At 72.5% G+C, this 25,398-nt stretch carries 27 protein-coding genes; 15 read left to right on the top strand and 12 right to left on the bottom strand.

Annotated features, from left to right (window positions below):
* Nucleotides 1-21: 21 nt before the first annotated feature.
* Together F6W97_RS37515 and F6W97_RS37510 are read left to right on the top strand one after the other, a co-directional pair.
* Complete coding sequence (locus F6W97_RS37515) at nt 22-1,212, top strand: cation diffusion facilitator family transporter (RefSeq protein WP_155375340.1); 1,191 nt, start codon at nt 22-24, stop codon at nt 1,210-1,212.
* 37 nt (nt 1,213-1,249) lie between these two features.
* The gene (locus F6W97_RS37510; protein ID WP_155375339.1) at nt 1,250-1,501 is read left to right on the top strand and encodes a DUF6458 family protein; all 252 of its coding nucleotides are present in this window, start codon (nt 1,250-1,252) and stop codon (nt 1,499-1,501) included.
* Between the two features lie 176 nt (nt 1,502-1,677).
* Here the strand turns inward: F6W97_RS37510 and F6W97_RS37505 are convergent, their stop codons facing one another.
* Complete coding sequence (locus tag F6W97_RS37505; RefSeq protein WP_155375338.1) at nt 1,678-2,421, bottom strand: ABC transporter permease; 744 nt, start codon at nt 2,419-2,421, stop codon at nt 1,678-1,680.
* Between the two features lie 12 nt (nt 2,422-2,433).
* On the bottom strand, nt 2,434-3,168 hold the full coding sequence (locus F6W97_RS37500) for an ABC transporter ATP-binding protein (RefSeq protein WP_155375337.1): 735 nt from the start codon (nt 3,166-3,168) through the stop codon (nt 2,434-2,436).
* Between the two features lie 133 nt (nt 3,169-3,301).
* Here F6W97_RS37500 and F6W97_RS37495 point away from each other — a divergent pair, with 133 nt between their 5' ends.
* A complete protein-coding gene (locus tag F6W97_RS37495) occupies nt 3,302-5,317 on the top strand; it encodes a sensor histidine kinase (protein WP_196279507.1) in 2,016 nt (671 codons plus the stop codon).
* Complete coding sequence (locus F6W97_RS37490; protein WP_155375335.1) at nt 5,281-5,931, top strand: response regulator transcription factor; 651 nt, start codon at nt 5,281-5,283, stop codon at nt 5,929-5,931. The genes F6W97_RS37495 and F6W97_RS37490 overlap by 37 nt, the downstream gene beginning before the upstream one ends.
* A gap of 9 nt (nt 5,932-5,940) precedes the next feature.
* Here the strand turns inward: F6W97_RS37490 and F6W97_RS37485 are convergent, their stop codons facing one another.
* Nucleotides 5,941-6,090 (bottom strand): hypothetical protein, encoded by a 150-nt coding sequence (locus F6W97_RS37485; RefSeq protein ID WP_155375334.1) that lies wholly within the window; start codon nt 6,088-6,090, stop codon nt 5,941-5,943.
* Between the two features lie 332 nt (nt 6,091-6,422).
* Between F6W97_RS37485 and F6W97_RS37480 the strand changes: the two genes are divergently transcribed.
* Both F6W97_RS37480 and F6W97_RS37475 read left to right on the top strand, forming a co-directional pair.
* On the top strand, nt 6,423-6,881 hold the full coding sequence (locus F6W97_RS37480; RefSeq protein WP_155375333.1) for a hypothetical protein: 459 nt from the start codon (nt 6,423-6,425) through the stop codon (nt 6,879-6,881).
* Between the two features lie 2 nt (nt 6,882-6,883).
* Nucleotides 6,884-9,949 (top strand): M48 family metalloprotease, encoded by a 3,066-nt coding sequence (locus F6W97_RS37475; protein WP_155375332.1) that lies wholly within the window; start codon nt 6,884-6,886, stop codon nt 9,947-9,949.
* Between the two features lie 15 nt (nt 9,950-9,964).
* Here the strand turns inward: F6W97_RS37475 and F6W97_RS37470 are convergent, their stop codons facing one another.
* From F6W97_RS37470 to F6W97_RS37455, 4 genes are all read right to left on the bottom strand, one after another.
* Complete coding sequence (locus F6W97_RS37470) at nt 9,965-11,032, bottom strand: ABC transporter permease (RefSeq protein ID WP_155375331.1); 1,068 nt, start codon at nt 11,030-11,032, stop codon at nt 9,965-9,967.
* Entirely contained in the window at nt 11,029-11,931 is a 903-nt protein-coding gene (locus F6W97_RS37465; RefSeq protein WP_155375330.1) for an ABC transporter ATP-binding protein, read from the bottom strand. Before F6W97_RS37465 ends, F6W97_RS37470 begins: the two co-directional genes overlap by 4 nt.
* 17 nt (nt 11,932-11,948) lie before the next feature.
* Nucleotides 11,949-13,214, bottom strand: coding sequence for an acyltransferase family protein (locus F6W97_RS37460; protein ID WP_155375329.1), 1,266 nt, complete (start codon nt 13,212-13,214; stop codon nt 11,949-11,951).
* A gap of 64 nt (nt 13,215-13,278) precedes the next feature.
* Entirely contained in the window at nt 13,279-14,535 is a 1,257-nt protein-coding gene (locus F6W97_RS37455) for an alpha-L-fucosidase (protein ID WP_155375328.1), read from the bottom strand.
* A gap of 163 nt (nt 14,536-14,698) precedes the next feature.
* Here F6W97_RS37455 and F6W97_RS37450 point away from each other — a divergent pair, with 163 nt between their 5' ends.
* The gene (locus tag F6W97_RS37450; RefSeq protein WP_230687297.1) at nt 14,699-15,586 is read left to right on the top strand and encodes a hypothetical protein; all 888 of its coding nucleotides are present in this window, start codon (nt 14,699-14,701) and stop codon (nt 15,584-15,586) included.
* Between the two features lie 47 nt (nt 15,587-15,633).
* Here F6W97_RS37450 and F6W97_RS37445 read toward each other — a convergent pair whose 3' ends face one another.
* Complete coding sequence (locus F6W97_RS37445) at nt 15,634-16,095, bottom strand: GNAT family N-acetyltransferase (protein WP_155375327.1); 462 nt, start codon at nt 16,093-16,095, stop codon at nt 15,634-15,636.
* 329 nt (nt 16,096-16,424) lie between these two features.
* On the opposite strand from F6W97_RS37445, the gene F6W97_RS37440 reads away from it, so the two are divergent.
* Nucleotides 16,425-16,682 carry a hypothetical protein gene (locus F6W97_RS37440; RefSeq protein WP_155375326.1) on the top strand — a complete coding sequence of 86 codons (258 nt, stop codon included), beginning with the start codon at nt 16,425-16,427 and terminating at the stop codon, nt 16,680-16,682.
* A gap of 99 nt (nt 16,683-16,781) precedes the next feature.
* Here F6W97_RS37440 and F6W97_RS37435 read toward each other — a convergent pair whose 3' ends face one another.
* Both F6W97_RS37435 and F6W97_RS37430 read right to left on the bottom strand, forming a co-directional pair.
* A complete protein-coding gene (locus tag F6W97_RS37435; protein WP_155375325.1) occupies nt 16,782-17,255 on the bottom strand; it encodes a hypothetical protein in 474 nt (157 codons plus the stop codon).
* 292 nt (nt 17,256-17,547) lie between these two features.
* Nucleotides 17,548-18,078 carry an alpha/beta hydrolase family protein gene (locus tag F6W97_RS37430; protein WP_155375324.1) on the bottom strand — a complete coding sequence of 177 codons (531 nt, stop codon included), beginning with the start codon at nt 18,076-18,078 and terminating at the stop codon, nt 17,548-17,550.
* A gap of 248 nt (nt 18,079-18,326) precedes the next feature.
* Here F6W97_RS37430 and F6W97_RS37425 point away from each other — a divergent pair, with 248 nt between their 5' ends.
* Nucleotides 18,327-19,214 (top strand): universal stress protein, encoded by an 888-nt coding sequence (locus tag F6W97_RS37425; protein WP_230687296.1) that lies wholly within the window; start codon nt 18,327-18,329, stop codon nt 19,212-19,214.
* 26 nt (nt 19,215-19,240) lie between these two features.
* Nucleotides 19,241-19,672, top strand: coding sequence for a CBS domain-containing protein (locus F6W97_RS37420; protein ID WP_155375323.1), 432 nt, complete (start codon nt 19,241-19,243; stop codon nt 19,670-19,672).
* A gap of 47 nt (nt 19,673-19,719) precedes the next feature.
* Here the strand turns inward: F6W97_RS37420 and F6W97_RS37415 are convergent, their stop codons facing one another.
* Nucleotides 19,720-19,926 carry a S1 RNA-binding domain-containing protein gene (locus tag F6W97_RS37415; RefSeq protein ID WP_155375322.1) on the bottom strand — a complete coding sequence of 69 codons (207 nt, stop codon included), beginning with the start codon at nt 19,924-19,926 and terminating at the stop codon, nt 19,720-19,722.
* Nucleotides 19,927-20,182: 256 nt separating this feature from the next.
* On the opposite strand from F6W97_RS37415, the gene F6W97_RS37410 reads away from it, so the two are divergent.
* The 5 genes from F6W97_RS37410 to sigJ all read left to right on the top strand — a co-directional run bounded on the left by F6W97_RS37410 (nt 20,183) and on the right by sigJ (nt 24,595).
* Nucleotides 20,183-20,800 (top strand): acyl-CoA-like ligand-binding transcription factor, encoded by a 618-nt coding sequence (locus F6W97_RS37410; protein WP_155375321.1) that lies wholly within the window; start codon nt 20,183-20,185, stop codon nt 20,798-20,800.
* An 89-nt stretch (nt 20,801-20,889) separates the two neighbouring features.
* Nucleotides 20,890-22,548, top strand: a complete 1,659-nt coding sequence (locus F6W97_RS37405) for an MDR family MFS transporter (protein WP_155375320.1) — start codon at nt 20,890-20,892, stop codon at nt 22,546-22,548.
* A 105-nt stretch (nt 22,549-22,653) separates the two neighbouring features.
* Nucleotides 22,654-23,055: a four-helix bundle copper-binding protein gene (locus tag F6W97_RS37400; RefSeq protein ID WP_230687295.1), complete on the top strand. Its 402-nt coding sequence runs from the start codon at nt 22,654-22,656 to the stop codon at nt 23,053-23,055.
* 133 nt (nt 23,056-23,188) lie between these two features.
* Nucleotides 23,189-23,626: a carboxymuconolactone decarboxylase family protein gene (locus F6W97_RS37395; protein WP_230687294.1), complete on the top strand. Its 438-nt coding sequence runs from the start codon at nt 23,189-23,191 to the stop codon at nt 23,624-23,626.
* Complete coding sequence (gene sigJ, locus F6W97_RS37390) at nt 23,627-24,595, top strand: RNA polymerase sigma factor SigJ (RefSeq protein ID WP_155375319.1); 969 nt, start codon at nt 23,627-23,629, stop codon at nt 24,593-24,595.
* On the opposite strand, the gene F6W97_RS37385 is transcribed toward sigJ, so the two are convergent.
* Complete coding sequence (locus F6W97_RS37385; RefSeq protein ID WP_155375318.1) at nt 24,521-25,303, bottom strand: sulfite exporter TauE/SafE family protein; 783 nt, start codon at nt 25,301-25,303, stop codon at nt 24,521-24,523. The two genes, sigJ and F6W97_RS37385, sit on opposite strands and share 75 nt — an antisense overlap.
* Nucleotides 25,304-25,398: the final 95 nt, after the last annotated feature.

Genomic DNA, 25,398 nt, shown 5'->3' with positions numbered 1-25,398 from the left:
AGTGGGCGCGGGAGGCACGCCATGAGTGACGAGCACCGCCACGACCACAGCGGCCACGGCGACCACGGCCACGACGATCACGGTCATGTCCCGCACGACCATGGTGCGAGCGGCCACGACCACGCCCGCGGGCACGACCACGCCCACGGCCACGACCACGCCGACGGGCACGACCACGCCCACACTGGTGTGCTGTCCCGGCTGAAGCACCAGCTCGGCCACCTGTTCAGCCCGCACTCGCATGACGCCGCGGACAAGGTGGACTCCGCGATGGAGTCGTCCCGCGAAGGCTTGCGCGCCCTGTGGATCTCCCTGGTGGTGCTGGGCATCACCGCGGTGCTGCAGGCCGTCGTCGTGTACTACTCCCACTCGGTCGCCCTGCTCGGCGACACGCTGCACAACGTCGCGGACGCGCTGACCGCGGTGCCGCTGGGCGTCGCGTTCCTGCTCGGCCGCCGCCGCCCGACCCGCTCGTACACCTACGGCTACGGCAGGGCCGAGGACCTCGCCGGCATCTTCATCGTGCTGACCATCGCGGCGTCGGCGGCGCTGGCCGGGTACGAGGCCTTCCGCCGGCTGCTGGACCCGCAGGAGGTACGCCACCTGCCCTACGTCGCCGCGGCGGCACTGATCGGCTTCGCGGGCAACGAGCTGGTGGCCCGGTACCGCATCGTCGTCGGGCGGCGCATCGGCTCGGCGGCGCTGGTCGCGGACGGGCTGCACGCGCGCACCGACGGCTTCACCTCGCTCGCGGTGCTGCTCGGCGCGGGCGGCGCGGCGCTGGGCTGGTGGTGGGCGGACCCGGTGGTGGGCCTGCTCATCACGGTGGCGATCCTGCTGGTGCTCAAGGACGCCGCGCGGGAGGTGTACCGGCGGCTGATGGACGCGGTGGACCCGAAGCTGGTCGACGCGGTCGAGCAGACGCTGCGCGGCACCCCGGGCGTGCTCGACGTGGGCGAGGTGCGGCTGCGCTGGATCGGGCACCGGCTGCGGGCGGAGTGCGCGGTGGCCGTCGACGCGGAGCTGACCGTGACCCGGGCGCACGCGATCGCGGTCGACGCCGAGCACCGGCTGCTGCACGCGGTGCCGAAGCTGACCGCGGCGATGGTGCACGCCGATCCGGCCGGGTCGCCCGCCGATCCGCACGCGGTGCTGAATCACCACCGAGATCCCGGAAACCAGGTGGTTGGCGACGCGCACGACCGGGTATAGCCGCTGGCGAGGCGATAGTCGCCAAGAGGAGGCTGACATGGGTATCGGCGCGAGCCTATTCCTGATCGCATTGGGCGCGATCCTCACATTCGCCCTGGATGTGAGCATTAGTGGGCTTGACCTGGACGTGGTCGGTTGGATCCTGATGGTCGTCGGCGCGGTCGGGATGGTGCTGACCCTCACCATCTGGAGCAGCCGTAGCCGCAGCCGCAGCGTGGTGACCACCGCGCCCGCCGAGCGGCAGGTCATCGAGGAAACCCGCGATCCCCTGCCCCCCGGCACGATCTGACCGTACTTTCGCAGAGGCAGGACCGCACCCGGTCCTGCCTCTGCGCGCGTCCGCGCCCCGCTGCATCGGTGAGCCTGGACCCGCGGGACCGATGCGCACAGCACAGTGCCGGGTGCTTGGACAGGCGAAAAGGGCCGCGCCCCACCCTTCGGGTGCAGCGCGGCCCTTCGAGCGTGTCACTGCCAGCGGAACAGCCGAATCGCGAGGATGCCCGTGACCACGGCGTAAGCGGCAGTGACAGCCAGGTGCAGGGGCTGCGGCCAGCCGCCGTGCCAGGCGTCCTGCAGAGCCTGCGACGCCGCGCCCAGCGGGGTGAAGTCGGCGACGCGCCGCGCGCCCTCGGGCATCATGTCGCCCGGGGTCCACACCCCGGCGAAGAACAGCATCGGGAAGTACACCAGGCTGCCGACGCCCGCCGAGGCGCGGGCGTTCGGAGTCACCGCGGCGATGAACAGCGCCACCCCGATCATCGCCGCGCTGCCGAGCAGGAACGCGACCAGCAGCGCCGGCCAGTTCTCGGGCCCGCGGCTGCCGAACACCACCGCGGCGGCCGCCATCATCAGTGCCGCGCCGGCGACCAGCGCCGCGATGTTCACGGCGAGCTGCGCGCCGATCAGGGTGGACGGCTTGACCGGCGTGGTCGCCAGCCGCTTGAGCACGCCGCGCTCGCGGTACTGCGAGAGCACGCTGAGCAGGCTGGTCATGGTGACGGTGCCGACGGCCAGAGCCAGCACCACGGGCAGGTACAGGTTGATCGGACGCTCGCCGCCGAAGTCGGGGGACGGCTCGCTGAAGGCGGGGATGGCGTTGCCGAGCACGACCACCAGCACGGTGGGGAAGGCCAGCGCGAAGAAGAAGCTCATCGGCTCGCGCAGGAACAGCCGGGCCTCGCTGCCGGCCAGTCGGGTCAGGGCGGACATGGTTGCTCCTTTTCAGTTGTCGCGGCCGGTGCCGGTCAGGGCGAGGAACGCGTCCTCGAGGTTCGCGCGGTAGCCGTCGACGTCGCCGACGTTCGCGATCAGCGCCGCGGGGGTGTCCAGTGCGACGATGCGGCCGCCGTCGAACACGGCGAGCCGGTCGCACAGCCGCTCGGCCTCGTCCATGAAGTGCGTGACCAGCAGGACGGTCACTCCCCGGTCGCGGATCTGGCGGATCAGCTTCCACGTCTCGCGCCGCGCCCGCGGGTCCAGGCCGGTGGTGAGCTCGTCCAGGATCGCCACGCGCGGGTTGCCGATCAGCGCCAGCGCGATCGACAGGCGCTGCTTCTGCCCGCCGGACAGCTTCGCGTACGGCATCCGTACCTGCTCGGTCAGCCCGACCGCGGCCAGCAGCTCGCGCCAGTCGGCGGGGTCGGGGTAGAAGGAGGAGTACAGCTGCATGGCCTCGCCGACGCGCAGCCGGTCCTGCAGCTGGCTCTCCTGCAGCTGCACGCCGATCAGTCGGCGCAACTGCTCCCGGTCGCCGCGGGTGTCCAGGCCGAACACGCTGATGGTGCCCGCGTCGGGGGTACGCAGGCCGGAGATGCACTCGACCGTGGTGGTCTTGCCGGCGCCGTTCTCGCCGAGGATGCCGAAGATCTCGCCCTCGGCGACGGTGAAGGAGACGCCGTCGACGACCGTGCGGTCGCCGTACCGCTTGGTGAGCCCGTTGACTTCGATGACTGTCATGCCGATAGACGGTAGAGACGCCATGCGAGCGCCGGTATGCGGTTGCGCGCCGAGACGGGTGTAGGAAACCCCACCCCCTCCGGGTGCCCACGAGCAGTGCCAACAGCCCGGCCGATCGGCGACGATGTGTCGCATGTTCCGGTCGTACGCCCTCGCCCCGCTGCGCTGCGTCGCCCTCGCGCTGCTCGCGGTCTTCGGATTCGTCGCCTCGCTGCCGCTGATGATGTCGATCGGCGCGATCGTCACCTACCCGCACGTGCTGCTGCTGGTGCGGCGGCTGAACTCGCTGTCCCGCCGGCTGGCCGGCGCGTGGAGCGGCGTGGTGATCGACCTGCCGTACCGCGAGGGCCCGGTGCCCACCCCGCCGCGCCGCCCCGACGGCTGGTACGAGCACGAGGGCCAGCTGTTCAAGACCCGGCACTATCCCGCGTTCTTCCTGCGCATGCAGTGGCTGAGCGACGACCCGGCGACGGCCCGGGACTGGATGTGGCTGGTGCTGCTCGCGCCGATCGGGGGCCTGGTCGCGCTGCTCGCGCCGGGGTTCGTCCTGGCGGGAGTGGTGCTGGTCGCGGGGGTGACCGGTCCGGGACGCCGGATGCTGGCCGACGCCGGGCTGACCGACCTGGTGGCCTGGCCCGGCGTGACGATGCCCGGTTGGGCTGTGCTCGCGGCGGGCCTCGCCGCGATCGTCGCCGGTGTGCTCGCCGGCCCCGCCCTGCTGCGCGCCCACGGCCGCTGGGCGCGGCAGTGGCTCGGCCACCCGGGACTGACCTGGTGGCAGTCCTCCGGGATCGGGGCCTGGCTGCGCAAGGGCGGGCACGACACGTGGCAGGCGGCGCTGCTGCTCGGGCTGTCGCTGACCGGGTTCGCGGTGTTCCTGCTGACGCTGCTGCTGACCCTGGTCAGCGGCGGGTTCGGCATCGCCTGGCTGGCGTACGCGATCCGGCCGATGCTCAACCACTACCGGCGCCTGTGCGTGAAGTGGGGCGACGGCGAGCCGATGCCCGACCCGTACCGGCAGCGTGAGCCCGTACCCGAGCCCGGACCCGACGGCCGCTACCGGGTCGGGCGCACCCTCTACGCCACCCGCGACGGTGCGCGCCGTGCCGGCTTCTTCCCGTGGATCCTCGGCGACTCGGCCACCTGGCGCGACCTGGCCTGGATGGCGACCGCGCCACTGGCGGCCCTGCTCGCGGTGGTCCCCGGCGTGCTGATCGGCGCGGGCTACTTCGGGCTGTTCTGGCAGGCCCTGTTCTGGCCGCTGTGGGGCGTGCCGTTCGGCCTGATCACCGGCGTGTGGGTCAGCCCCTGGTACACCTGGCAGCTGATGACCCTGGGCATGCCCTTCCTCGACGCCGTGCCCGGCTGGCTGTCGATCCCGATCGGCCTCGCCCTCGGCCTGCTCGGCGTGCTGCTGGCCGGCCCCGTGCTGCGGCTGATCACCGGCTGGGCGCGGCTGCTGCTCGCGCCGAGCCGCTCCGCGGAGCTGACCCAGCGGGTCGAGCACCTGGCGCAGACCCGGGCCGAAGCCGTCGACGCGAGCAGTGCCGAACTGCGCCGCATCGAACGCGACCTGCACGACGGCGCGCAGGCCCGCCTGGTCGCGGTCGGGCTGAGCCTGGGCACCGTCGAGCAGCTGATGGACCGCGATCCCGCCGCCGCCCGCGTGCTGCTGGCCCAGGCCCGGGAGACCTCCGCCGCCGCCCTGGCCGAGCTGCGCGACCTGGTCCGCGGCATCCACCCGCCGGTGCTCGCCGAACGCGGCCTCGCCGACGCGGTGCGCGCGCTGGCCCTGGACGCCGCGCTGCCCGTCGAGGTGCGTGCCGACCTGGCCGGGCAGCCGCCCGCGCCGGTCGCCACGGCCGCCTACTTCGCCGTCGCCGAGGCGCTGGCCAACGCCGCCCGGCACGCCCAGGCCGGCCGGGTCGGCGTCGACATCCGGCACACCGGCGGCCTGCTGCGGGTCACCGTCACCGACGACGGCCGCGGCGGGGCCGAGCCCACCCACGGCGGCGGGCTGCACGGGCTGCGCCGGCGACTCGCTACATTCGACGGAACCCTCGCCCTGCACAGCCCGCAGGGCGGCCCGACCGTGCTGACCCTGGAGATACCGTGCGCGTTGTCCTCGCCGAGGACCTCTACCTCCTGAGGGAGGGGCTGGTCCGCCTGCTGGAGGCGCACGACTGCACCGTCGTCGCCGCCGTGGAGACCGGCCCCGACCTGCTCGCCGCCCTGCTGGCGCACCGCCCCGACGTGGCCGTCGTCGACGTGCGGCTGCCGCCGACCAACACCGACGAGGGGCTGCAGGCGGCGCTGACCGCGCGGCGGCAGGTGCCTGGCCTGCCGGTGCTGGTGCTGTCGCAGCACGTCGAGCAGCTGTACGCCCGCGAGCTGCTGGCCGACGGCACGGGCGGGATCGGATACCTGCTCAAGGACCGGGTGTTCAACGCCGACCAGTTCCTCGACGCGGTGCGCCGGGTCGCCGGGGGCGGCACCGCGATGGACCCGGAGGTCATCGCGAAGCTGCTCCAGCAGCCTGCCCGCAACGTGCCGCTGGCCCGGCTCACGCCGCGCGAGCGGGAGGTGCTGGAGCTGATGGCGGAGGGGCGCTCCAACGCGGCGATCGGGCAGCGGCTGTTCCTGTCGGAGAGCGCGGTCGGCAAGCACACGGCCAGCATCTTCGGCAAGCTCGACCTCGCGCCGTCCGATGACGACAACCGCCGCGTGCTGGCGGTGCTGGCCTACCTCAACGGCGCAACCTGAGTCGGCGGCTCAGCCTCCGCACTCCGCGCACCAGGCGGTGCCCGGAGGTGCGTCGGGATCGAGGCGGCAGAGCAGACCCTGCGCCGGGTCGTCGGTCAGGAACACGCGGCGGCCGAGGAACAGGAGCAGGAGCAGGAGCACCGTGGCGGCGGCTGCCATGACAAGGAAGGTGTGCACGGGCTCCCCCGGGATCGGGCGTGGCGGCGGCCGGACCGGCGCGGCCGGTCGCGTCCTCACGAGCAGCACGTCGTGCCGTCGAGCGCCTGGGGGTTGCCCCACTGGGCCGAGCCGCCAGGCCGTCGCAGCGTCGACTGCCCAGGTGAAGGATCCGGGGACGGTCGCTGAACGGCGACCGGCCGCGGCCCGAATTCACCGAGCGGGTGCCGTGGCAGAGTCCGGTGGGCCGCCCGGCCCCGGAGGAATCGACCACATCTGTCAGCAAATAGACACCTGCTGCTGACATAGGGTTACCGGAACCTATCCTTCCGTGCGTGGACCCCGACATCATCACCGCTGAACAGGACCTGGCCCGCTGGGTTGCCGCGCAGGTCGCCCCCGAAGAGGACGAGCTGTTCACGGTGCTTGACGCCGCCTATCGCAAGGACCCCGCACGGCTCACGGCCCGCGGGCCCGGCGATGACGAGATGCTCGGCTTCGGCGTGGAGACGCTGGCCGCCCTCATGACTCCGGTGGTGCTGGCCGCGGTCACCGAAGTCGTGCGCTACCTCACCGAGCAGTACGGCTCCGCGGTCCGGGCGAGGCTGTCGCTGCGGCGGGCCCGCGGTGGCGCGGACGCCGTCACCGAGCCTGCCGCTCCCCACCTCGACGACGCCCAGCTGGCCCGTGTCCGTTCCATCGTGCTCGACAAGTGCGCCCAGGCCGGCCTCGACGAAGGCAGGTCACGGCTGCTGGCCGACTCCGTCGCCGGGGCACTGCGCGACGGCGCGTGACCGTGGCCGTCGCCCCGCCGCCGCGGTCAGCCCTCGCCGTGGTCTCCGGCACCACCCTGCGCTTCGTGTCGCTGGTCGCCGCCATCTTCGGCACCGCCACCTACGCCTTCAGCCTCGTGTACACCCGGCTGCCCGGCAATGCGGAAGCGGGCCTGTTCACGTACGCCCGCTGCAACGAACTGCTGCGGCGCGGCGAGCTCGGCCTTTCCCTGGATCCCGCCGCCATCGAGGACTCCGAACGCGACCTGGCGCAGGCCAGCCGCTGCCTCGCCCCGTACGAGCAGGCCGAGGCGGCATGGATCCTGGCCGGGCTGGTGCTGCTGCTGGCGGTGGCGCTCGCTCTCTACCTCGCCGCACCCTGGTGGACCCGGCGGCGGGCGGGACTCGTGCCGGTCACCGCCGCCGATTTCCCCCGCCTGCACGCCGCGCTGTGCGACCTCACGACGGAGATCGGGCTGCGCAGACCGCCCCGCTTCGTGCTCGATCCGCACGCGGTCGCGCCGGGCGGGCTGGCCTTCGGCCGGACGGGCCGGTACTGGGTCCGGATCAACGCCGGTCTGGTGCCCCTGCGCATCACCGACCCGGCGGCGTTCCGTGCCGTGGTCCTGCACGAGCTGGCCCATCTGCGCAACCGCGATGTCGACATCGCCTACGCCACGATGGCCCTGTGGCGGGCGTTCGTCGCGCTGGCGCTCCTGCCGATGGCGGTCGCGATCGTGCATCCGAGGATCTTCGTCGACCCGTCGACCCCGCCGTGGGTGTCTGCGGACTACCCGCGAGAGGTGCTCAACAGCGGCAGTCGCACGGTGCTGTTCGTGGGGATCGTCTACCTGGTGCGCAACTCGGTGCTGCGTGCCCGGGAGATCCTCGCCGACGCGCGCGCCGCCCAGCACGGCGCAGCCGACGGACTGCGCCGGGTGATGGCGGCCACCGCGGCGCGCGAGACCAGGTTGTCGTGGCGCCGCCGTTTCGGCGTGCACCCGGCCGCCGCGGCCCGCCTGCACGCCATCGACCATCCGCTCACGACACTGCGCCCCGGGTTCGGCGAGCTCTTCGGGGCGGGTGTGACCACCATGCTCGCGACCGGATCGCTGACCTTTGTCGCCGGTCTCGGGCTGCCCCACGACGGCACTCCGTCGGGCCGCTACCTGGCCTGGCTGGTGGCGCCCGTCGTGGTCGGCGTCCTGGCCGTGGCGGCCTGGCGGGCCGAGCTGCTGTCGGCGCACGGGCCACGGGTGCCGGTGCTGCCCGCCGCGCTGGGCTTCAGCCTGGGCTGCCTGCTCGGCGACCTCGCCTCGATCCTCAACACGGTCGGCGCGTGGGGCGTTTTCGGCAGCTCGGCTACCGGGGGCAGGATCGCGCTGGCCGGGAGCGTCGAGGTGGGCGGTGTCAGCCTGACCGCGGGCCTGGTCGGCGCGGCGTCGTTCACCGTCGGGATCCTCCTGCTGGCCGCCGCCAGCGCCGCCGGCGCCCGCGCCTGGCTGCCCGTACTGCGCGGGGCGGACAGCCGGTGGGTCTGGCCGGCCGGTATCGCCGCCACGGTGACCCCGTTCGCCGTCTGGTTCGGCATCTGGCTCGAGACGCGCTCCGCGCCGTACCTGATCGGCCGGTTCTACCACCTGGTCGCCGCCGACTTCGTGACCCTCGGCGAACGGCTCTGGGAGGGGCCCGGCTTCGGTCTGTTCTCCACCGTCTATCCGCCGCTGCAACTGTTCGCCGCCCGGCCCCTGGTCGTCCCGGCGTTCGCGCTGGCCTGCCTCTACCCGTTCACCGCACTGCTGCGCCGCCCGCGTGCGGCTCCCGCCGACCGCCCGGCCGACGCCGGGGACGATCCCGTGGGCAGCCGCCCTGCCGGAGTGCCGGACCTGCCCGGCACTCGCGGCCTGCGGTCAGCGGTGCTGGCCGGGCTGGCCGGGGCAGGGGTGTTCGTGCTGCTGACCCTCGCGCTGCGCGCCGTGCTGCACCAGGTTGCCTACGACACCCCCGGACTCGTCTCCTATCACTCGTACGCCCAGCTCGCGCTGGCCGTCGCCGTCCAGGCGGTCCTGGGCGGGGTGCTGGCGGCACGGTGCCGCCGTGGGCTGCTGCTCGGCCAGCTCGCGGCCCTGACCTGCGCCGCCGCTGTGATCATCGGGGAGCAGGCGGCCTCGATGATCGGTAGGTGTGTGCCGATGCTGCGGCTGCGCCAGAACACCTGCAACGCCGGGGTCGATCTGTCCTATGCGGACTTCCTGCTGGACCAGATCGTGGTCCAGGGTGCGCTGGGCGCGCTCGCCGTCGGCGTCCTGGTGCTTCTGCTCCAGCGGGCGGCCGCGCTCGTCCCCGCGGCGCTGGCGGGTCGGCCCCGGGTCCGGTCGGCAGTCCTCGCCGCCGCGACCGCGGCACTGGTGGCCGTGGGCCTGGCCGCCGGCAGCACCCTGTCGGCGATGACCGACACCCCCACGGCCGTCGCCGACCCTGCCCCCACCCGGTCCGGTGCCGCCGTCTCCCGGGTGCTCTCCCAGGCCGAGGCTCAGCGCGTCGCCGACGCCGCACGCCCCGTGCTGCCCCGGCACTGGCGCACGCTGCCGGAGTCCACGAGCAGCGGCACCGCGGTCCTCGACGACCCCGAGCACTGCACGGCGCTGGTCGAGGAGACGTATCTGACGGTGGACGACGCGCAGCCGATCGTCGCCCGCAGCCGGTGGACCGACGGCGACAAGATCACGACTTCGTCCGTCAACGTGACCGTGCGCTCGTACCCCCATCCGGTGCCACCTGCGCTGTTCACGGCGGCCGAGAAGGCACGGCAGGCCTGCCCCCGGTTCACCTACACGAGCGGGGAGGGCACGCCGCTGCACTACACCGTCAGCACCGGCCGCCCGCCGGCGCTGGGCGACCAGGCCTGGCGGGTGGACCTGGCGATGACCGCCGAGTTCTCGGGTATGTCGTTCCAGGGCTCGCTGATCATCGTGTTGGTCCGGGTCGAACACACGCTCGTGCAGGTGACCTTCGACGCGTTCAGCGAGCCCGTCGACGAGGAACTGCTCCGCGACGTGCTGGACAGCACGGTCGGTTCCGTGCCGTGACCACGGGCCGGCCGGTCAGGCGTCGTCCCAGCGGAACAGGAACGCGGCGACACCGGCCAGCACGACGGTGAAGCCGAGCAGCAGCCCGATGTCGGGCAGGGTGACGGCGAAGCTCTCGCCCCGGACCATCACGTCCTGCATCGAGGACACCAGGTGCTTGAGGGGGAAGAACTCCGACAGCTGCTGCAGCCACTTCGGGGCCCCGTCGAGGGGGAAGAAGGCGCCCGACAGGAAGGCCATGGGCAGGGTGATGAGGTTGGCGATGGCGCTGGCGGCCTCGGGGGTCTTGGCAGCGGCGCCGGCGACCAGGCCGATGGACAGGAATGCCAGCGTGCCGGCGATCATCACCGGGATGAACGCCCACCACTGGTCGGACAGCTGCAGCCCGAAGTAGGGCAGCAGGGCCACGCCGATGAACATGGCGCACTGCGCGGCGGCGATGACGATGCTCACCGACACCCGCGCGCCGATGATCGACGCGAGCGGCACGGGGGACAGCCGCAGGCGGCGCAGGATCTTCTTCTGCCGCCAGGTGACCAGGGTCAGCGCCGCGCCGAACGTCGCGCCGGTGGCGATCGCCCAGCCCAGCAGGCCCGGCGTCATGTACTGGATCGCCTTGAGCGACTGGTCCTCGACCGGCTGGGCGCGCATGGTCACCGAGGGCGTGGTGACCCCGGCGGCGGCCAGGTTCGCCTGCTGCACCAGCGACTCGACGATGCCGCGCACGGTGGCGGACTTGACCGCGTCCGCCGCCGAGTAGTGCACGATCAGCTCGCCGCCGACCTGCTCGATCGCGGCGGCCTTGTCGCCCTTGCGGACCTCCTCCAGCGCGGCGGCGCGATCCGACGTGCGGGTCACCGCGAGCACCTGGTCGAGCCCGGCGGCGGCCTCGGCGGGCAGCTGGTCGACGACCGGCACCGCGCCGATCTGCAGAATGTCGGTCTTGGACGCGCCCGCGTCCTTGAACAGGCCGCCGAACAGCACCAGGAACATCAGCGGGAACAGGATGGTGAAGAACAGGGCGGTGCGGTCGCGGAAGAAGCCGCGGGCCATCGCCGAGGAGAGGCTGACGAAGCTTGTCACGCGCGGTACTCCCGTCCGGTGAGGTGCAGGAAGACGTCTTCCAGGGTCGCGCCGCGCACCGACAGGCCGCGTAGCGCGTCCCGCTCGGCCAGCGCCGAGAGCACGGGGGCGGGGGTACGCGTCGCGATGGTCAGCGACACCCCGTCGTCGGTGACCTCCAGCCCGTCGGCGAGCCCGCGCGCCGCCTCCGCGGTGAGCGTGCCGGTCTCGATCGAGATCCGGGTCGGCGCGTCCAGGTCGCGCACCAGCGTCGCGGGCGGCCCGGACTGCAGGATGCGGCCGTGGTCCATGATGGCGACCCGGTCGCACAGCGACTCGGCCTCGTCGAGGTAGTGCGTGGTCAGCACCACGGTGCGGCCCTGCGCGCTGATGTCGCGCAGCACGTCCCACAGGTTGCGGCGGGCCTGCGGGTCCAGGCCCGACGTCGGCTCGTCGAGGAACACCAGGTCCGGCCCGTGCGCCAGCGCACAGGCGATGGACAGGCGCTGCTGCTGCCCGCCGGAGAGGTCCTCGTTGCGCTTGCCGGCCATGTCCTCCAGCCCGACCACGGCCAGCCACTCGTCGGCCTTGCGGGCGGGCACGCCGTACAGCGAGGCGAAGGTGCGGATCTGCTCGCGTGCGGTCAGCCGCTCGAAGAACGCGCTGGCCTGCAGTTGCACGCCGATGCGGGGGAGCAGGCGCGGGTTGCGCGGCCAGGGGCTCTCGCCGAACAGGGACACGCTGCCCGAGTCGGGCTTGCGCAGACCCTCCATCATCTCCAGGGTGGTGGTCTTGCCCGCGCCGTTGGGCCCGAGGATGCCGAAGAACTCCCCGGTCTGCACCTCGAAGGAGACGCCGTCGACGGCGCGCAGCTCGCCGTACGCCTTCCTGAGTTCCTCGACCTTGATCGTCGGTGACATGGGCTGCACGGTACTCCTCACTCGCCAGGCGATGGCGTCGTGTTCGGACGGACGGCGGCCGGCTCCCGCATGCCGAACAGGAACCGGGTGCTCCGGGTACGCCGCACCAGCAGGTCGTACGCCGCGATGGTCAGCACGAGCGCGATCGCGACGAGTGCCGCGTACTTGACCGCGATCGGGGCCTGCCAGGACACGACGAAGTAGGCCACCGCGACCACGATCGGCTGGTGCAGCACGTAGATCGGCAGCGCACCGAGCGCCAGGTAGACGTAGACCCGGCGGCCGAGGCCGGGAGGTCTCGCCGAGGTCGCCGGGCGGGGGTGCGCGCGGCGGTCGAGCAGGCCGAGGATGGCTACCACCCAGCACCAGCCGGTCATGCCGTAGAGCGCCCGCATGGCCAGGGCCGGGCCGGTGAGGTCGGTGAACGGGTCGCCGCCGGCCTCGCTGACGACGAAGAACAGCGGCATGCCGATCGCCATCAGCACCACCCCGGCGACGGCCGCGAGCACGGCTTCACGGCGCATCGCGTCGCGGAACCGCTCGTCGGTGGCGAGCACGACGCCGTACAGGAAGAACAGCAGGTAGGCCCAGCGGCTCCAGCCGGCGAGCCCTTCCTCCATGCCGTCCAGGGCGCTGATCAGCGCCAGCGGCAGCGCGGGCAGCAGCAGCACCCTGCCGCGCCGGCCGGCCACAGCGGCGAGCCGGTCGCGCAGCCGCCGTACCCGGTCGCGGGGCAGCGCCCGGGCGGCGCAGGCCAGCAGCAGCGCCCAGGCCAGCAGCAGCACGACGAACCACAGGTGCCCGGTTTCGAAATGCTCACCCTGCAGGACGAACGGGAACTCGCCCGGCTCGAACCGCACGTCGAAAAAGCGCGGCAGGAACCGCCAGTAGGACTCGTGGTAGCCCGGGTCGGCGGCCTTCAGCCGCAGCCACTGCGGCACCGGCAGCAGCGCCACGATCGCGAACAGCAGCGGCATGCCCAGCCGGAGCAGCCGTTCGGCGGCGAAGCCGCCCGGTCCGCGGCGGCGCAGCGAGTGGCGTGCACCGAACCCCGCGATGAGGAACAGCGCGGGCATGGCCCACACCACGGCCAGCCCCGACAGGATCGTGGTGACCTCGGTCGTGTCGCCGTTCTTGACGTAGTAGTCGTCGCGTTCGTCGAACACCAGCGCCGAATGAAAGAAGATCAGACCGACGACGACCAGCGTCCGTATCGCGTCCAGCTCCGGCCGCCGCGGCGACGCCGCCCGCACCCGGGTCGTGGTGCCCTGCTCCTCGCCCATGCCTGCCCTTTCGACGCGTCCTGCTGATGGACGCGCCGGGGGACGCCGGAGGTGGGTGCCGCGGTCAGTCTACTTTCGACACGTCCAGTGCGGGCTGCGCCTGCGCTGCGGGCGGTGACTCGTGCCCGGTGCGGAAGCCGGTGACGGCGGTCAGCCGCGCCCGCGGGTCGCCCAGGGTCACGGTGAGCCGACGGGTGCGGATCGCGGGGAAGGCGTGCCAGCGGCGTACGCCCACGGTGTGCCCGGCCGCGACCACCGCCTCGCCGAGACGGACCTCGTGCCCGCCCGCCCACTGCCCGGTGGTGAGGTCCTCGCGCAGCTCGACGTGGTCGAGTTCGACCTCGGTGTCGAACTCGGCGACGACCCGGCCCGGCTCGTGGGTGAGCCGGGCGGCCAGCGGTGTCGCGAACCGCCGGCGCAGCTCGGCGGTGACCTCCAGCAGCCGGGCGGCGTCGGTCTCGTCGAGCCGCCCGCTCCGGTCCGGTGGCAGGTTGAGCAGCAGCCCCGCGCCCAGGCCGACCGAGCGGTACCAGATGGCCAGCAGGTGCTCGGCGCTCTTGAGCGTGCCCAGGTCGTCGGGCTGCCAGAACCAGTGCGCCCGGATCGGCACGTCGCACTCCGGCGGCAGGTAGCGCGCGCCGTCGAGGCGGTCGGAGTCGGCGGTGAACATGGACCTGCCCAGCCGGTCGACGGTGTAGGCGCACGGGTCGGCGGCCAGGCCGTCCTCGTTGCCGACCCACCGGATGGTGGGCCGCCCCATGTTGAAAACCATGGCCTGAGGCTGGTGCGTGTCGACCACCTTCATGATCGCGTCCCAGCCGTAGGCGCGCCCCTCGGAGCCCGCCCCGTCGAACCACAGCTCGAACAGCGGCCCGTAGCGGGTGCACAGCTCGGTGAGCTGCCGTACGTAGAAGTCGTCGTAGGCGGCGGCGTCGGGATAGCAGGCGGCGTTGCGGTCCCAGGGGGACAGGTACAGGCCCAGCGGCATGCCCGCGGCCCGGCAGGCCTCGGCCAGCTCGCCCACCACGTCACCGCGGCCGCCGCGCCAGGGCGAGGACGCGACCGAGTAGGTGGTGGTGCCGGTCGGCCACAGGCAGAAGCCGTCGTGGTGCTTGGCGGTGAGGACCACGTACCTCGCGCCGGCCCGCTGTGCGACGTCGACCCACTGGACGGCGTCGAGGTCGGCGGGGTCGAACGTGGCCGGGTCCAGGGTGCCGTCGCTCCACTCCTTGCCGTGGAACGTGTTGACGCCGAAGTGCAGGAAGAGACCGAAGCCGGCCTCCTGCCAGGCGAGCTGGCCCGGGGTGGGGACGGTGGTCATGGCACTCCGATGGGGACGCGGCCGGCGGGCCGGGAAGTCGCAGGACGAAGGGACAGTAAACGGTTTCATCGGCGGTGTCAAAGATCCTATAGCATTCGCGTGGAGCGCCGTCAGACCAGCGGAACGGCCGGTCGGGCCGGGAACCCGGTGAAACGATGAAGCGGTGCTGATCCTGAGCCTGTGCGGGGCGCTCGCGGCGGCCGTGTGCTTCGGGTTGTCGTCGGTCATGCAGGCCGTCGGCATGCGCGGGGCGGGGCCGGTCAGCGAACTCGATCCACGGTCGATGCTGCGTGCCTGGATGACCGTGCCGTTCCTCGCCGGCCTGGGCCTGGACCTGCTCGGTTTCGGCTTCGAACTGGTCGCGCTGCGGCACCTGCCGCTGTTTCTGGTGCAGGCCGCGATCGCGTCCGCGCTGGCGGTGACCGCGATCGCCGCGGCCGTGGTGATGAAGGAGCGGCTGGGCCGCGCCGAGAAACTCGCCGTGGTCGCCGTGTGCCTGGGTCTGGCCCTGCTCGGTGTGTCGGCCGGACCGGAGGGCGCGAACCGCGCGCACACCGACTTCTACGCCGCGCTGGGCGCCAGCCTGGTCGGGCTGGCCGTGCTGGGCGCGGGCGCGGGCCGCCTGCCCGGCCGGTGGCGCACGATGACCCTCGGGCTGTGCGCGGGACTGTGCTTCGGGGTGCTGGCGCTCGCCGCGCGCACCCTGCCGGAGCTTGATCCGGCGCGCATGATGCGGGAACCGGCGACCTACCTGGTCGCCGCCTCCAGTCTCATCGCGCTGGTGCTGTGGACGATGGCGCTGTCGGGCGGCTCGGTCACCACGGCCACGGCGGCGATGGTCATCGGGGAGACCGTGCTGCCCGCCGTCGTGGGAGTCGTGGTGCTCGGCGACGAGGCGCGAGCCGGCTGGGTGCCGGTCGCGGTCGGCGGCTTCCTGCTCGCGGTCGGCGGCGCGCTGGCGCTGGCCCGGTTCGGTGAGCTGAGCGGGTCGCCGACCGGTGCTGCCCGGCCGGAGGTCTCCGTGCCGGTCGGCGATGCGGACGTCGTCTGAGCCTGGCGGCACATCGCCGCATCGCCGCGTTGTTCGTCGGCGAGCGATCAGCCGGTGCCGTGCACCGGCCCGGACGGGTTCAGGGTGTAGCGGACCTTCTCGGCAGGGCGGGCGCCGAGGCGCTGGTAGAAGCGCTGGGCGTCGGTGTTCCAGGCCGGGGTCTGCCACTGGATCTCGTCGTCGCCGCAGGCCGCGACCACCGCGTCGAGCAGCTGCCTGCCCAGGCCGCGGCCCCGGTGGCGGTCGGCGAGGTAGAGGCAGTCAAGGTGGCTGTAGTGGCGGCCGGTCCAGGTGGCGAAGTCCCGGGTCCAGGTCGCGTACCCGACGAGGGTCCCGGCGTCGTCGGCGACCAGGCAGCGCAGCCGCGGCGGGTCGGTGAACAGGGCCGGAGCGAGCCGGTCGCCGAGGCCGGGCGGCACGGGCGCGGCTCGTTCGTAGTCGGCGTGGTCGGCGATCAGGGCGAGCAGTGCCGGGAGGTCGTCGGGTTTGACGGGTCGCACAGAGGTCACCTGTCGATCTTTTCCCGAAAAGTGGGACGTCGGCCAGGCCGGCGGACGCCATATCTCATCAGGATGTCGCCCGCGTTACGCCAGGCAGGTGACGCTCTGTACGGGGAAGGAATGCCAAAAGTCATCTGCACGTGCATCCGGCGCTTGCGCCTGCACAGGATCGTCTGCATGATGGGAGGCGCAACGACATAGCGTTTGCATTGTGGCACTTGCATCTGTGGCCCGGATGGTGTGGCAACACGGCACCGGGCGGACGGCACGGACACAACCCGGACCGGCCGGCTCCACCCCCCATCCGCGAGCACCACGTTTGCCGCAGTGAGGCACGTATGCCAGCTCCCAGGATCAACCCCGCCCGGCGCGCTTCCGCCGAGATCGCGGCCACCGACTCGTACCAGTCCGGAGACCGGGTCTGGGTGCACCGCGAGCGGAAGTGGCAGGCAGGGATCATCTCCGACGTCTCATCGGACAAGGCCGTGGTCATCTGCGGCAGTGACTCCGGTGTCGTGGAGGAGACCATGACCGCACCGCACCTGATGGTCCGTGACGACGTGTACACCTACATCGACACGGTGACCTACGTGTGAGGTGCCCGAAGACCGAGCCGGCTCTCGCGTAGCCTCGGGGGCCGGACCGGGCCAGGCGGGTGGCGCCGACGATGCCGGCGCCACCCGCCCCGGCTTTTCTCAGCCCCGGCGGGAGCGCCGGCGGCGCTGCCACTTCTCGCGCATCTCCAGCGGCACGAAGACCAGCGTGGTGAGCACCGCGGCGACGACCGCCCACAGCGCGACCTGGCTCGGGCGCAGGTGGGCGACGCCCATGTTGGACGTCCACACCGGGTGCAGGCCGAGCGGCGGGAAGCCCTCCCAGAACAGCACCCACAGCAGCGGCACCAGGCCCATCGCGATGCCGTACGCGGTGAAGTGGCCGGCCTGCGAGAACAGCACGCCCATCACCACCGCCGCGATCATGTAGACCAGCACCGCCGTGCGCTGGCCGCCATCGGTCGGGATGCGGTCGATCAGGTAGTTCCAGACGTCGACGATGGTGGACAGCACGGGCTGCCAGTACACCGCGATAAGCACCAGCGACACCACGATCACGATCGCGATGCCCAGGCCCTTGAGAATCTTGAATGCGCCGGCTTCTGCCTGCGTCACAGCGTTCCTCCCTCACCGATACCGTTCACGCCGGCGCTCCCGCGGCGCGGGGCCCCTGCGGCCGCGATCATCCAGTTCGGAACGACATCGGCCGAGGTGGACGTACGGTGCGCGAGGGTCGCACAGCACCGGTCCGGTTGAGCTGAGGGGCGTTGCCGGACAGGGCCGTGCGAGCGGCGCGCCGATCATCCCACCACGGTGTGCCCGCGGCGAGGGCTGTCCGACCGGTTCCCGCTGCCGCAACGGCCGACCTGCGAGAAGATCCGCGGACAGGTTCGCGACAGTGGACCTGTCAGGCGGCGAGCGCCGCGGCGAGGAAGCCGTACACGACCTCGTTGGCGGGCCCGGACACCGACAGCGGCATCAGGTTGAAGCTGTGGCCCGCACCCGGCACCACCTGGATCTGCGCGGGCGACCGGGCGGCGAGCAGCCGGGCGTACAGGAACAGGGAGTCGTCGAGCAGCGGGTCCTCGGTGCCGCGGACCAGGTCCTCCAGGTAGGAGTCCTGCTCGTCGGCCGCCCCGACGGTCCAGCCTCCGCCGTGGACGTGCAGGTAGAGGCCGGTCGGCGTGGGCGCGTCGAACACCCGGGCACTCATCGACCCCGCCGGCAGCGGGACGGTGATCTCGCGGGCGAGCGGGGAGCGGGGCAGAACTCCGCCGGGCGCCAGCGCGGCCAGCCGCTCGCGGGCCTGGTCGCGGAACGCCTGCACGCTCTGCGGCGGCCAGCCCATCTCGCGGACCATCGCTCCCATGGCCGCGTTGGACGCCACCACGTCGTCGGCGTAGACCGTCTGCGCGAACGTGCTCCCGTCGAGCGCCACACCGCCTCCCACCTGGTCTTCTTCCAATGTGCGCCGCGCCCTCCCGGCCCGCTCGCCCTTCGCCGGATTCCCCGTTCGGAGCGCGCAGGGCGCTACCTCTGTGGAGATCGCTGTCGCCGGTCGGAGACTCGTGCCAGACCGGCAGATCTTGACCCGAAACCGCGCTCTTCGCGCGGTGAGCCAAGGCCGTCGGGCGGCTGAGCAGCTGTTTCGTCCGGGGTGATCGATAATGGGGTGGGGGAGAGGCTATGGGCGAGCAGGCGATGGTCGTGGTGGGGGTCGACGGGTCCGGGTCGGCGCTGGCGGCGGTGCGGGAGGCCGTGCGGGAGGCGGCGTGGCGCGGGTGCGGGCTGCGGATCGTGCACGCCTTCATCTGGCCGCTCATGCATGTGGACGTCGGCGCGTCCGAAGCCGTGCCCGAGGGCGGGCTGCGCCATGATGCCGAGCGGATCCTCGCCGAGGCGACCGCGGCGGCCAAAGCCGCGAACGGCCGGGTCGAGGTGACGGCGGACCTGGTCACGGGCGGCCCTGCGGGCGTGCTGCTGGCCGCCGCCCGGGGCGCGCAACTGCTGGTGCTCGGCGACCGAGGGCTGGGCGGATTCACCGGGCTGCTGCTGGGCTCGGTCGCGGTCGAGGTCACGGCGCACTGCGCCACCCCGGTGCTGGTGGTACGCGGCGCGGGGCGTCCCGGCCCGGTCGTGCTTGGGGTCGACGGCTCGCCGGGGTCGGCGTCGGCGGTGCGGCAGGCGTTCCTGGAGGCCCGGCAGCGCGACGCGGAGCTGCTGGCGGTGCGGGTCTGGCACGACGCCGCCACGACGTTGTCCTACTCCGTGCCCGCGCTCTACGACGCGGACGCCGCGCGCGCGGCCGAGCAGCACGAACTCGACGCGGCCCTCGACGGCGAGCAGAAGCGCTGCCCCGATGTCCGGGTCCGCACCCAACTGGTGTCCGGGCGGACCGGGCGCGAGCTGGTACGCCTGAGCGAGCAGGCGCAGCTGATGGTGGTCGGCGCCCGGGGGCGGGGCGGGTTCACCGGGTTGCTGCTGGGCTCGGTCAGCCAGCAGTTGCTGCACCATGCGGCGTGCCCGGTGCTGATGGTGCGTCACGAGCCCGCCGGGGAACCCGCGGCCGGGTAAGACGCGGGGCAGGTCAGGAGCTGGTCATGGACAAGCGGATCGCACAGGATCGGCCGGACCGGGCGGCGGGGCTGGCGTGGCGGCAGATCAGCGAGGTGATGAGCGCGCCGCCGTACTCCGTGCCGACGTCGACGACGCTGGGCGACGCGCTCGCGGTGATGGTCCGGGAGGGGCTGCGGCACCTGGTCGTCACCGACGAGGGCGGGCGGTGCGTGGGCGTGCTGGCGGACCGGTCGGTCGTCGCGGCGTGGGCCGCCGAGCCGGCCGCACTGTCGTACCGGCGGGTCTCCTCGGTGCTGGACCGCACGCCGGCGGTGGTCGCGGGCGGGGCGGCGGTGGTGGACGCGGCCCGGCTGATGCGCACGGCCTGCGTGGACGCGGTGGCGGTGGTCGACGCCCGCGGGGTGGCGGTCGGGGTGGTGACGGGCAGCGATCTGGTCGCCCTGCTCGCCCGGTGACCGGGCGGGAGCGGGGGAGACGGCTCGCGCCGCCTCCCCCGCCGTGGTCACGCCGGCTTCAGGCTGGCGCGCCTGCGTTCACGATCGATCTCGATGATCTGTACCGTGACGCTCGAGCCGACCTGCGGCTCGGTCTCGCCGTGCAGCAGGCCGTGGGCGTCGTCGGCGATGCTGACGAAGGCGCCGAACGGCACGATCTGGACGACCTGGCCGACCAGGACGTCACCGGCGTTGAGTTCTTCGAAGCGGGACATGCGATCACCTCCTTCCTCGGCAGGCTCCGCTTTTGCGGGCGACGGTGGAAGGAGGGCGGGCCACGGGCCCGCCGGGCGATCACGGCTCAGCCGGATGCCTCATCTGATCACGGCACTGGGCCGACCCGGCAGTCACAGCGCCTGACCTTAGTGGCAGGTCCGTCCCGCTCGCAACCGTGTTGACCGGTTCGCGGGGCCGGACGACACGGCGTCAAATAAACTTGCAGCCACTGCAAGTTTAAGGTTTGATCGGCGCGTGACCCCGATCGACCAGGACGCGCCGCTGGGCCGGCGCGATCTCCGCAAGCAGCAGACCCGCGCCGCGCTGACCGGCGCGGCGCTGCGGCTGTGCGCGCTGCGCGGCTTCGACCAGGTCACCGTCGACGACATCAGCGCCGAGGCGGGCGTGTCCTCGCGCACCTTCTTCAACTACTTCGCCTCCAAGGAGGACGCCGTGCTCGGCGACCACCTGGTGGAGGTCGAGGCGATGCGCGCCCGGCTGGCCGTGCTGCTGCCGACCATGCCGGTGCTGGAGGCGGTACGCCGCGCCGTGCTGCTGGTCGTCGCCGCCATGGAGGCCGACCGCGACCACTGGTTCCTGCGCATGGAGATCATCCATCGCAGCCCGCAACTGCTGCCGCGGCTGGTGCTCAGCAACGCCGAGGCCGAACGCGCCACCACCGGGCAGATCGCCGCCCACCTCGGCCTCGACCCCGCGGTCCACGGATACCCGGCGCTGGTGGTGGCCACCACCAGCGCCGCCTACCGGGTCGCCGCCACCCGCTGGATGGAGGCGCGCGGCAGCCTGTCGCTGGGCGCGCTAGTGGACGAGGCGTTCGCGGGCCTGGCCGCCGGGCTGCCCGATCCGCACTGACCGCCGCTTGCGTCGGCGCGATCCCGTGTCGGCGCCCCTGATCCCCCCGGGTGACCCTCACCCGGTTGCCGCACCACGTGAGGAAGAGAATGACCACGACCGACATACCGGCGCAGAAGGCCGGATCGGACCCCGACACGGTGCCCATGTCGCGCCGCGAGGTGATGCAGGCGCTGTCCGGGCTGATGCTGGGCATGTTCGTGTCCATCCTGGCGGGGACGGTCGTGGCCAACGCGCTGCCGCGCATCATCGCCGCGCTCGACGGCAGCCAGTCCGTCTACACCTGGATCGTCACCACCGAGCTGCTGGCGATGACCGCCACCGTCCCGCTGTGGGGCAAAGCGGCCGACCTGTACAGCAAGAAGCTGCTCATCCAGCTCTCGCTCAGCCTGTTCGTGGTCGGCTCGCTCATCGCGGGCTTCACCCCGAACGTCGAGATCCTGCTCGTCAGCCGGGTCGTGCAGGGCGTCGGCGCGGGCGGCATGACCGCGCTGGCCATGATCGTCATGGCGGCGATGATCCCGCCGCGCGAGATGGGCCGCTACTCGGGCATCTTCGGCGCGGTGTTCGGCATCGGCACCATCGCCGGGCCGCTCATCGGCGGCGTGCTGGTCGACACCTCGTGGCTGGGCTGGCGCTGGACGTTCTTCATCGGCGTCCCGTTCACCCTGCTCGCCATCTACCTGCTGCAGCGCACCCTGCACCTGCCGGCGACGCCGCCGGGCAAGGTGAAGATCGACTACCTGGGCGCGTTCCTGATCACCGCGGGTGTCTCGACCCTGCTGATCTGGTCGACCCTGGCCGGCAGCAAGTTCGAGTGGGCCTCCACCTGGACGGCGATCCTGGTGACCGGCGGTCTGGTGCTGCTGGCGCTGGCCGTGTTCGTCGAGTCGCGGGCCGCGGAGCCGATCATCCCGCTCGGCATCTTCCGCAGCCGCACCGTCACCCTCACCACGATCGCCAGCGTGCTGGTCGGTCTGGCGCTGATGGGCGGCGCGGTGTTCCTGTCGCAGTACTTCCAGATCTCGCTGGGCAAGTCGCCGACGGTGGCCGGCCTGATGAGCCTGCCCATGATCTTCGGCCTGCTGGTCTCGTCGACCGTCGCGGGCGGCCTCATCACCAAGTTCGGCAAGTGGAAGATCTACCTGGTCGTGGGCGCCGTCGTGATGACCGTCGGCATGCTGCTGCTGGGCACCATCGACCACACCACCAGCGTGCTGCTGGTGTCGGTGTACATGGCGGTGCTCGGCATCGGGGTGGGCCTGCTCATGCAGAACCTGGTGCTGGCGGCCCAGAACGACGTGCCGGCCCACGACCTGGGCGTCACCACCTCGGTGCTGACCTTCTTCCGCAGCATGGGCAGCGCGGTCGGTGTCAGCGCGCTCGGCGCGGTGATGACCGCCCGGATCACCGCGCTGAGCGAGGAGCGCTTCGGCCCCGCGCCCGCGGGCAGCAGCGGCAGCCAGGTTCCCGACCTGGCCACGCTGCCGCCGGAGATCAAGGCGATCATCGCCGAGATCTACGGCCTGGCCACCGCGGACCTGTTCCTGGTCGGCGCGCCGATCGCGGCGCTGGCGTTCGTCGTGGTGCTGTTCATCAAGGAGAAGCCGCTGAGCACGCTGAGCGGCGCGGACCGCCTCGCCATGGAGTCGGCGGCAGCCGAGGGCGCGGATCTCGGCGTCGAGGGCGGCGACGAGCCGGCGAAGAAGTCGGACGACCGCCCGGACGGGCTCGTACGGGTGGAGTGACACCTGCCGGTCAAGGGCGTCCGTGCCGTCGGCACGGACGCCCTTTTCGCGCTCCCGGACGATCCGCGAACCGGTAGGATTGATCTTCTTGATCGGGGGCGAGACATGCAGCCGATGACTCCCATGTACCGCGACGAGGAAGACCTGCGTCATGACGTGCGGGCGGCCTGCGTGCGTGCGTGCAACCTGTGCGCCGAGGCCTGCAACTCCTGTGCCGACGCCTGCCTGGGCGACCCGGCGGTCGCGGAACTGGTGATCTGCATCCGGACGAACCTGGACTGCGCCGACATGTGCGCCACCGCGGCCGAGATCCTCGACCGGTTCCGCGGCTACCACCCCGAGCTGGCCCGCGCCGTGATCGAGGCGTGCGCGACCGTCTGCGACGTCTGCGCCCAGGAGTGCCGCAGCCAGGCCGACCGGCACCGGCATTGCGAGATCGCCGCGGACGCGTGCGAGACCGCCCGCGACGCCTGCCGGCAGATGCTGGCCGAACCGGCGCTGGCCTGAGCCGTCTGCCCCGCGAAACGTGTCCTGCGTCGCATCAGCGCCCTGAATTGTCACGTTCGGGCGGCCCTGTCGTGTCGTTCCTGCAGCGGTGGCGCACGGTTGCCGCGACACTGGACACGGAGGGGCAGAAACGATGACTCAGCGGATGAATCTGGGCGAACTGGCACCCGAGGGCTACAAGGCGGTGCTGGGCCTGGAGAAGTACCTGCACAAGAGCCTCGACGCCCGGCTGCTGGACCTGGTCAAGCTGCGGGCGTCACTGCTGAACGGCTGCGCCTACTGCATCGACCAGCACGGCACGGACCTGGTCAAGCAGGGCGCCGACCTGCGTGAGGTGCTGGGGGTCAGCGCGTGGTGGGAGTTCCCGGGCTTCGACGCCCGCGAGCGCGCCGCCCTGGCGCTCACCGACGCGGTGACCAAGCTGGGCGAGTACGGCGTCTCCGACGAGGTGTGGGACACCGCCCGCGCGGCCTTCACCGACAAGGAGGTCGCCGACCTCATCCTGGCCATCGGGACCATCAACCTGTGGAATCGCATCGGCGTGACCACCCGAATGCATCCGGCGGTGTGAATGACGGCATATGCGGAACTGCGTCCGGCCGACGCGGCGGTCTTCGAGCAGCACCGGCCGGTGCTGCTCGGCGTCGCGTACCGGATGCTCGGCAGCTGGTGGGACGCCGAGGACGTGCTGCAGGACGCCTGGCTGCGCTGGCACGGGGCGGACCGCGCGGCGATCGGGGATCCGCGGGCCTGGCTGGTCACGGTGACCACCCGGCTCGCCCTCGACCAGCTGCGCTCGGCCCGCCACCGGCGGGAGACCTACCCGGGCACCTGGCTGCCCGAGCCGATCCCGGTCGGCACGCAGGTCGGCGACCCGGCCGAGTCCGCCCGGCAGCGCGACACGCTGTCACTGGCGGCGCTGCGGCTCATGGAGCGGCTCACGCCGCCGGAGCGCGGGGTCTACCTGCTGCGGGAGACGTTCGAGCTGCCGTACGCGGAGATCGCGGACACCCTCCGGCTGACCGAGACCAACGCCCGCCAGCTGCACCGCCGTGCCGCCGAACGGATCGGCGACGACCGGCAGCGCTTCGCCGTGGACGGCGCGGGACACCGCGCGCTCGTCGAGCGTTTCCTGGCGGCCGCCGCCACCGGTGACCGGGCCGGCCTGCAGGCGATGCTGGCCGACGAGATCACGCTGTGGAGCGACGGTGGCGGCAAGGCCCGCGCCGCTGTCAACCCGGTGGTCGGCGCGGCCCGGGTGGCGCGGTTCCTGGCCGGGGTCAGCGCCAAGGCCGCGGAGGTCGAGTGGTGGCTGCTCGACGTCAACGGCGGCCCGGCCGCGCTGCTGCGGCTGGGTGGGCGCTGGTCGCTGATGACCTGGGAGACCGACCACGGCCGGCTCGCCGGCATCCAGCTGCTGGCCAATCCCGACAAGATGCGCGCGCTGGGCCTGTTCGCCGGCGACTCAGGAGGCGGGGACCTGCTCGGCGAGCTGCGATTCGGCCGGGTTGCGCGGGGCCGGGACCGGAGCCGGTCGTAGGGGCAGGCCGTGGTGGCGGCGGGCCAGCACCCACACCGCGGGGATGAACGCGACCAGCGCCGCGGTGGCGTACCCGACGGCGACGGTGCTCGCCCCGAGCAGCTTCAGACCGCTGGCGGTCAGCACGACGGTGAGCGCGGCGCGGATCAGGCCACCCGGCGCCCGCGAGGACACCGCCGCGCCCAGCAGCACTCCCGGCACCGCGCCGACGACCAGGGCGACGGTCAGCGCCAGCTGGAAGTCGCCGAACAGCAGGTGGGCCAGGGCGGCCGCGCCGACCAGCGGCACCGCCTGCACCAGGTCGGTGCCGACCAGCTGCTGTGGACGCAGCGCCGGGTAGAGGGCCATCAGCGCGATGACGATGAGCGAGCCCGACCCGACCGAGGTCACCCCGACCACGAGCCCACCCACTGCTCCGACCAGCACGGTCGGAATTATGCGTACGCGAACGCGCGCCAAGGCGCCCTCGACGGCCTCCCGCGGCGACGGGTCGACGGCGGCGCGGGCCTGGTCACGCAGCCCGAACCAGGCCTTGACCACCAGCCCCGACGCGGCCAGCAGCAGCGCGACGCCCAGTAGCGACTGGATGACCCGCGACATGCCCTCGCCGTCGACGGCCTTGGCGATGAACACCCCGGCGAACGCGGCCGGGATGCTGCCCGCGCAGAGCCACAGCACCAGGCGCTTGTCCACGGTGCCGCGCCGCATGTGCACGTCCCAGTAAGCGAAATGTCCTTAACCTGGCACCCTTCTTCATTAACTCGCTGTTCACAGCGCATTCGGGCGGGCGGGATCCGGCAATG

Origin of the sequence: Catellatospora vulcania, from assembly GCF_009720385.1 — a bacterium.
GTDB lineage: Bacteria > Actinomycetota > Actinomycetes > Mycobacteriales > Micromonosporaceae > Catellatospora > Catellatospora vulcania.
The sequence above is the reverse complement of the archived record's forward strand: the minus strand, read 5'-3'. Positions and strand labels throughout refer to the sequence as shown.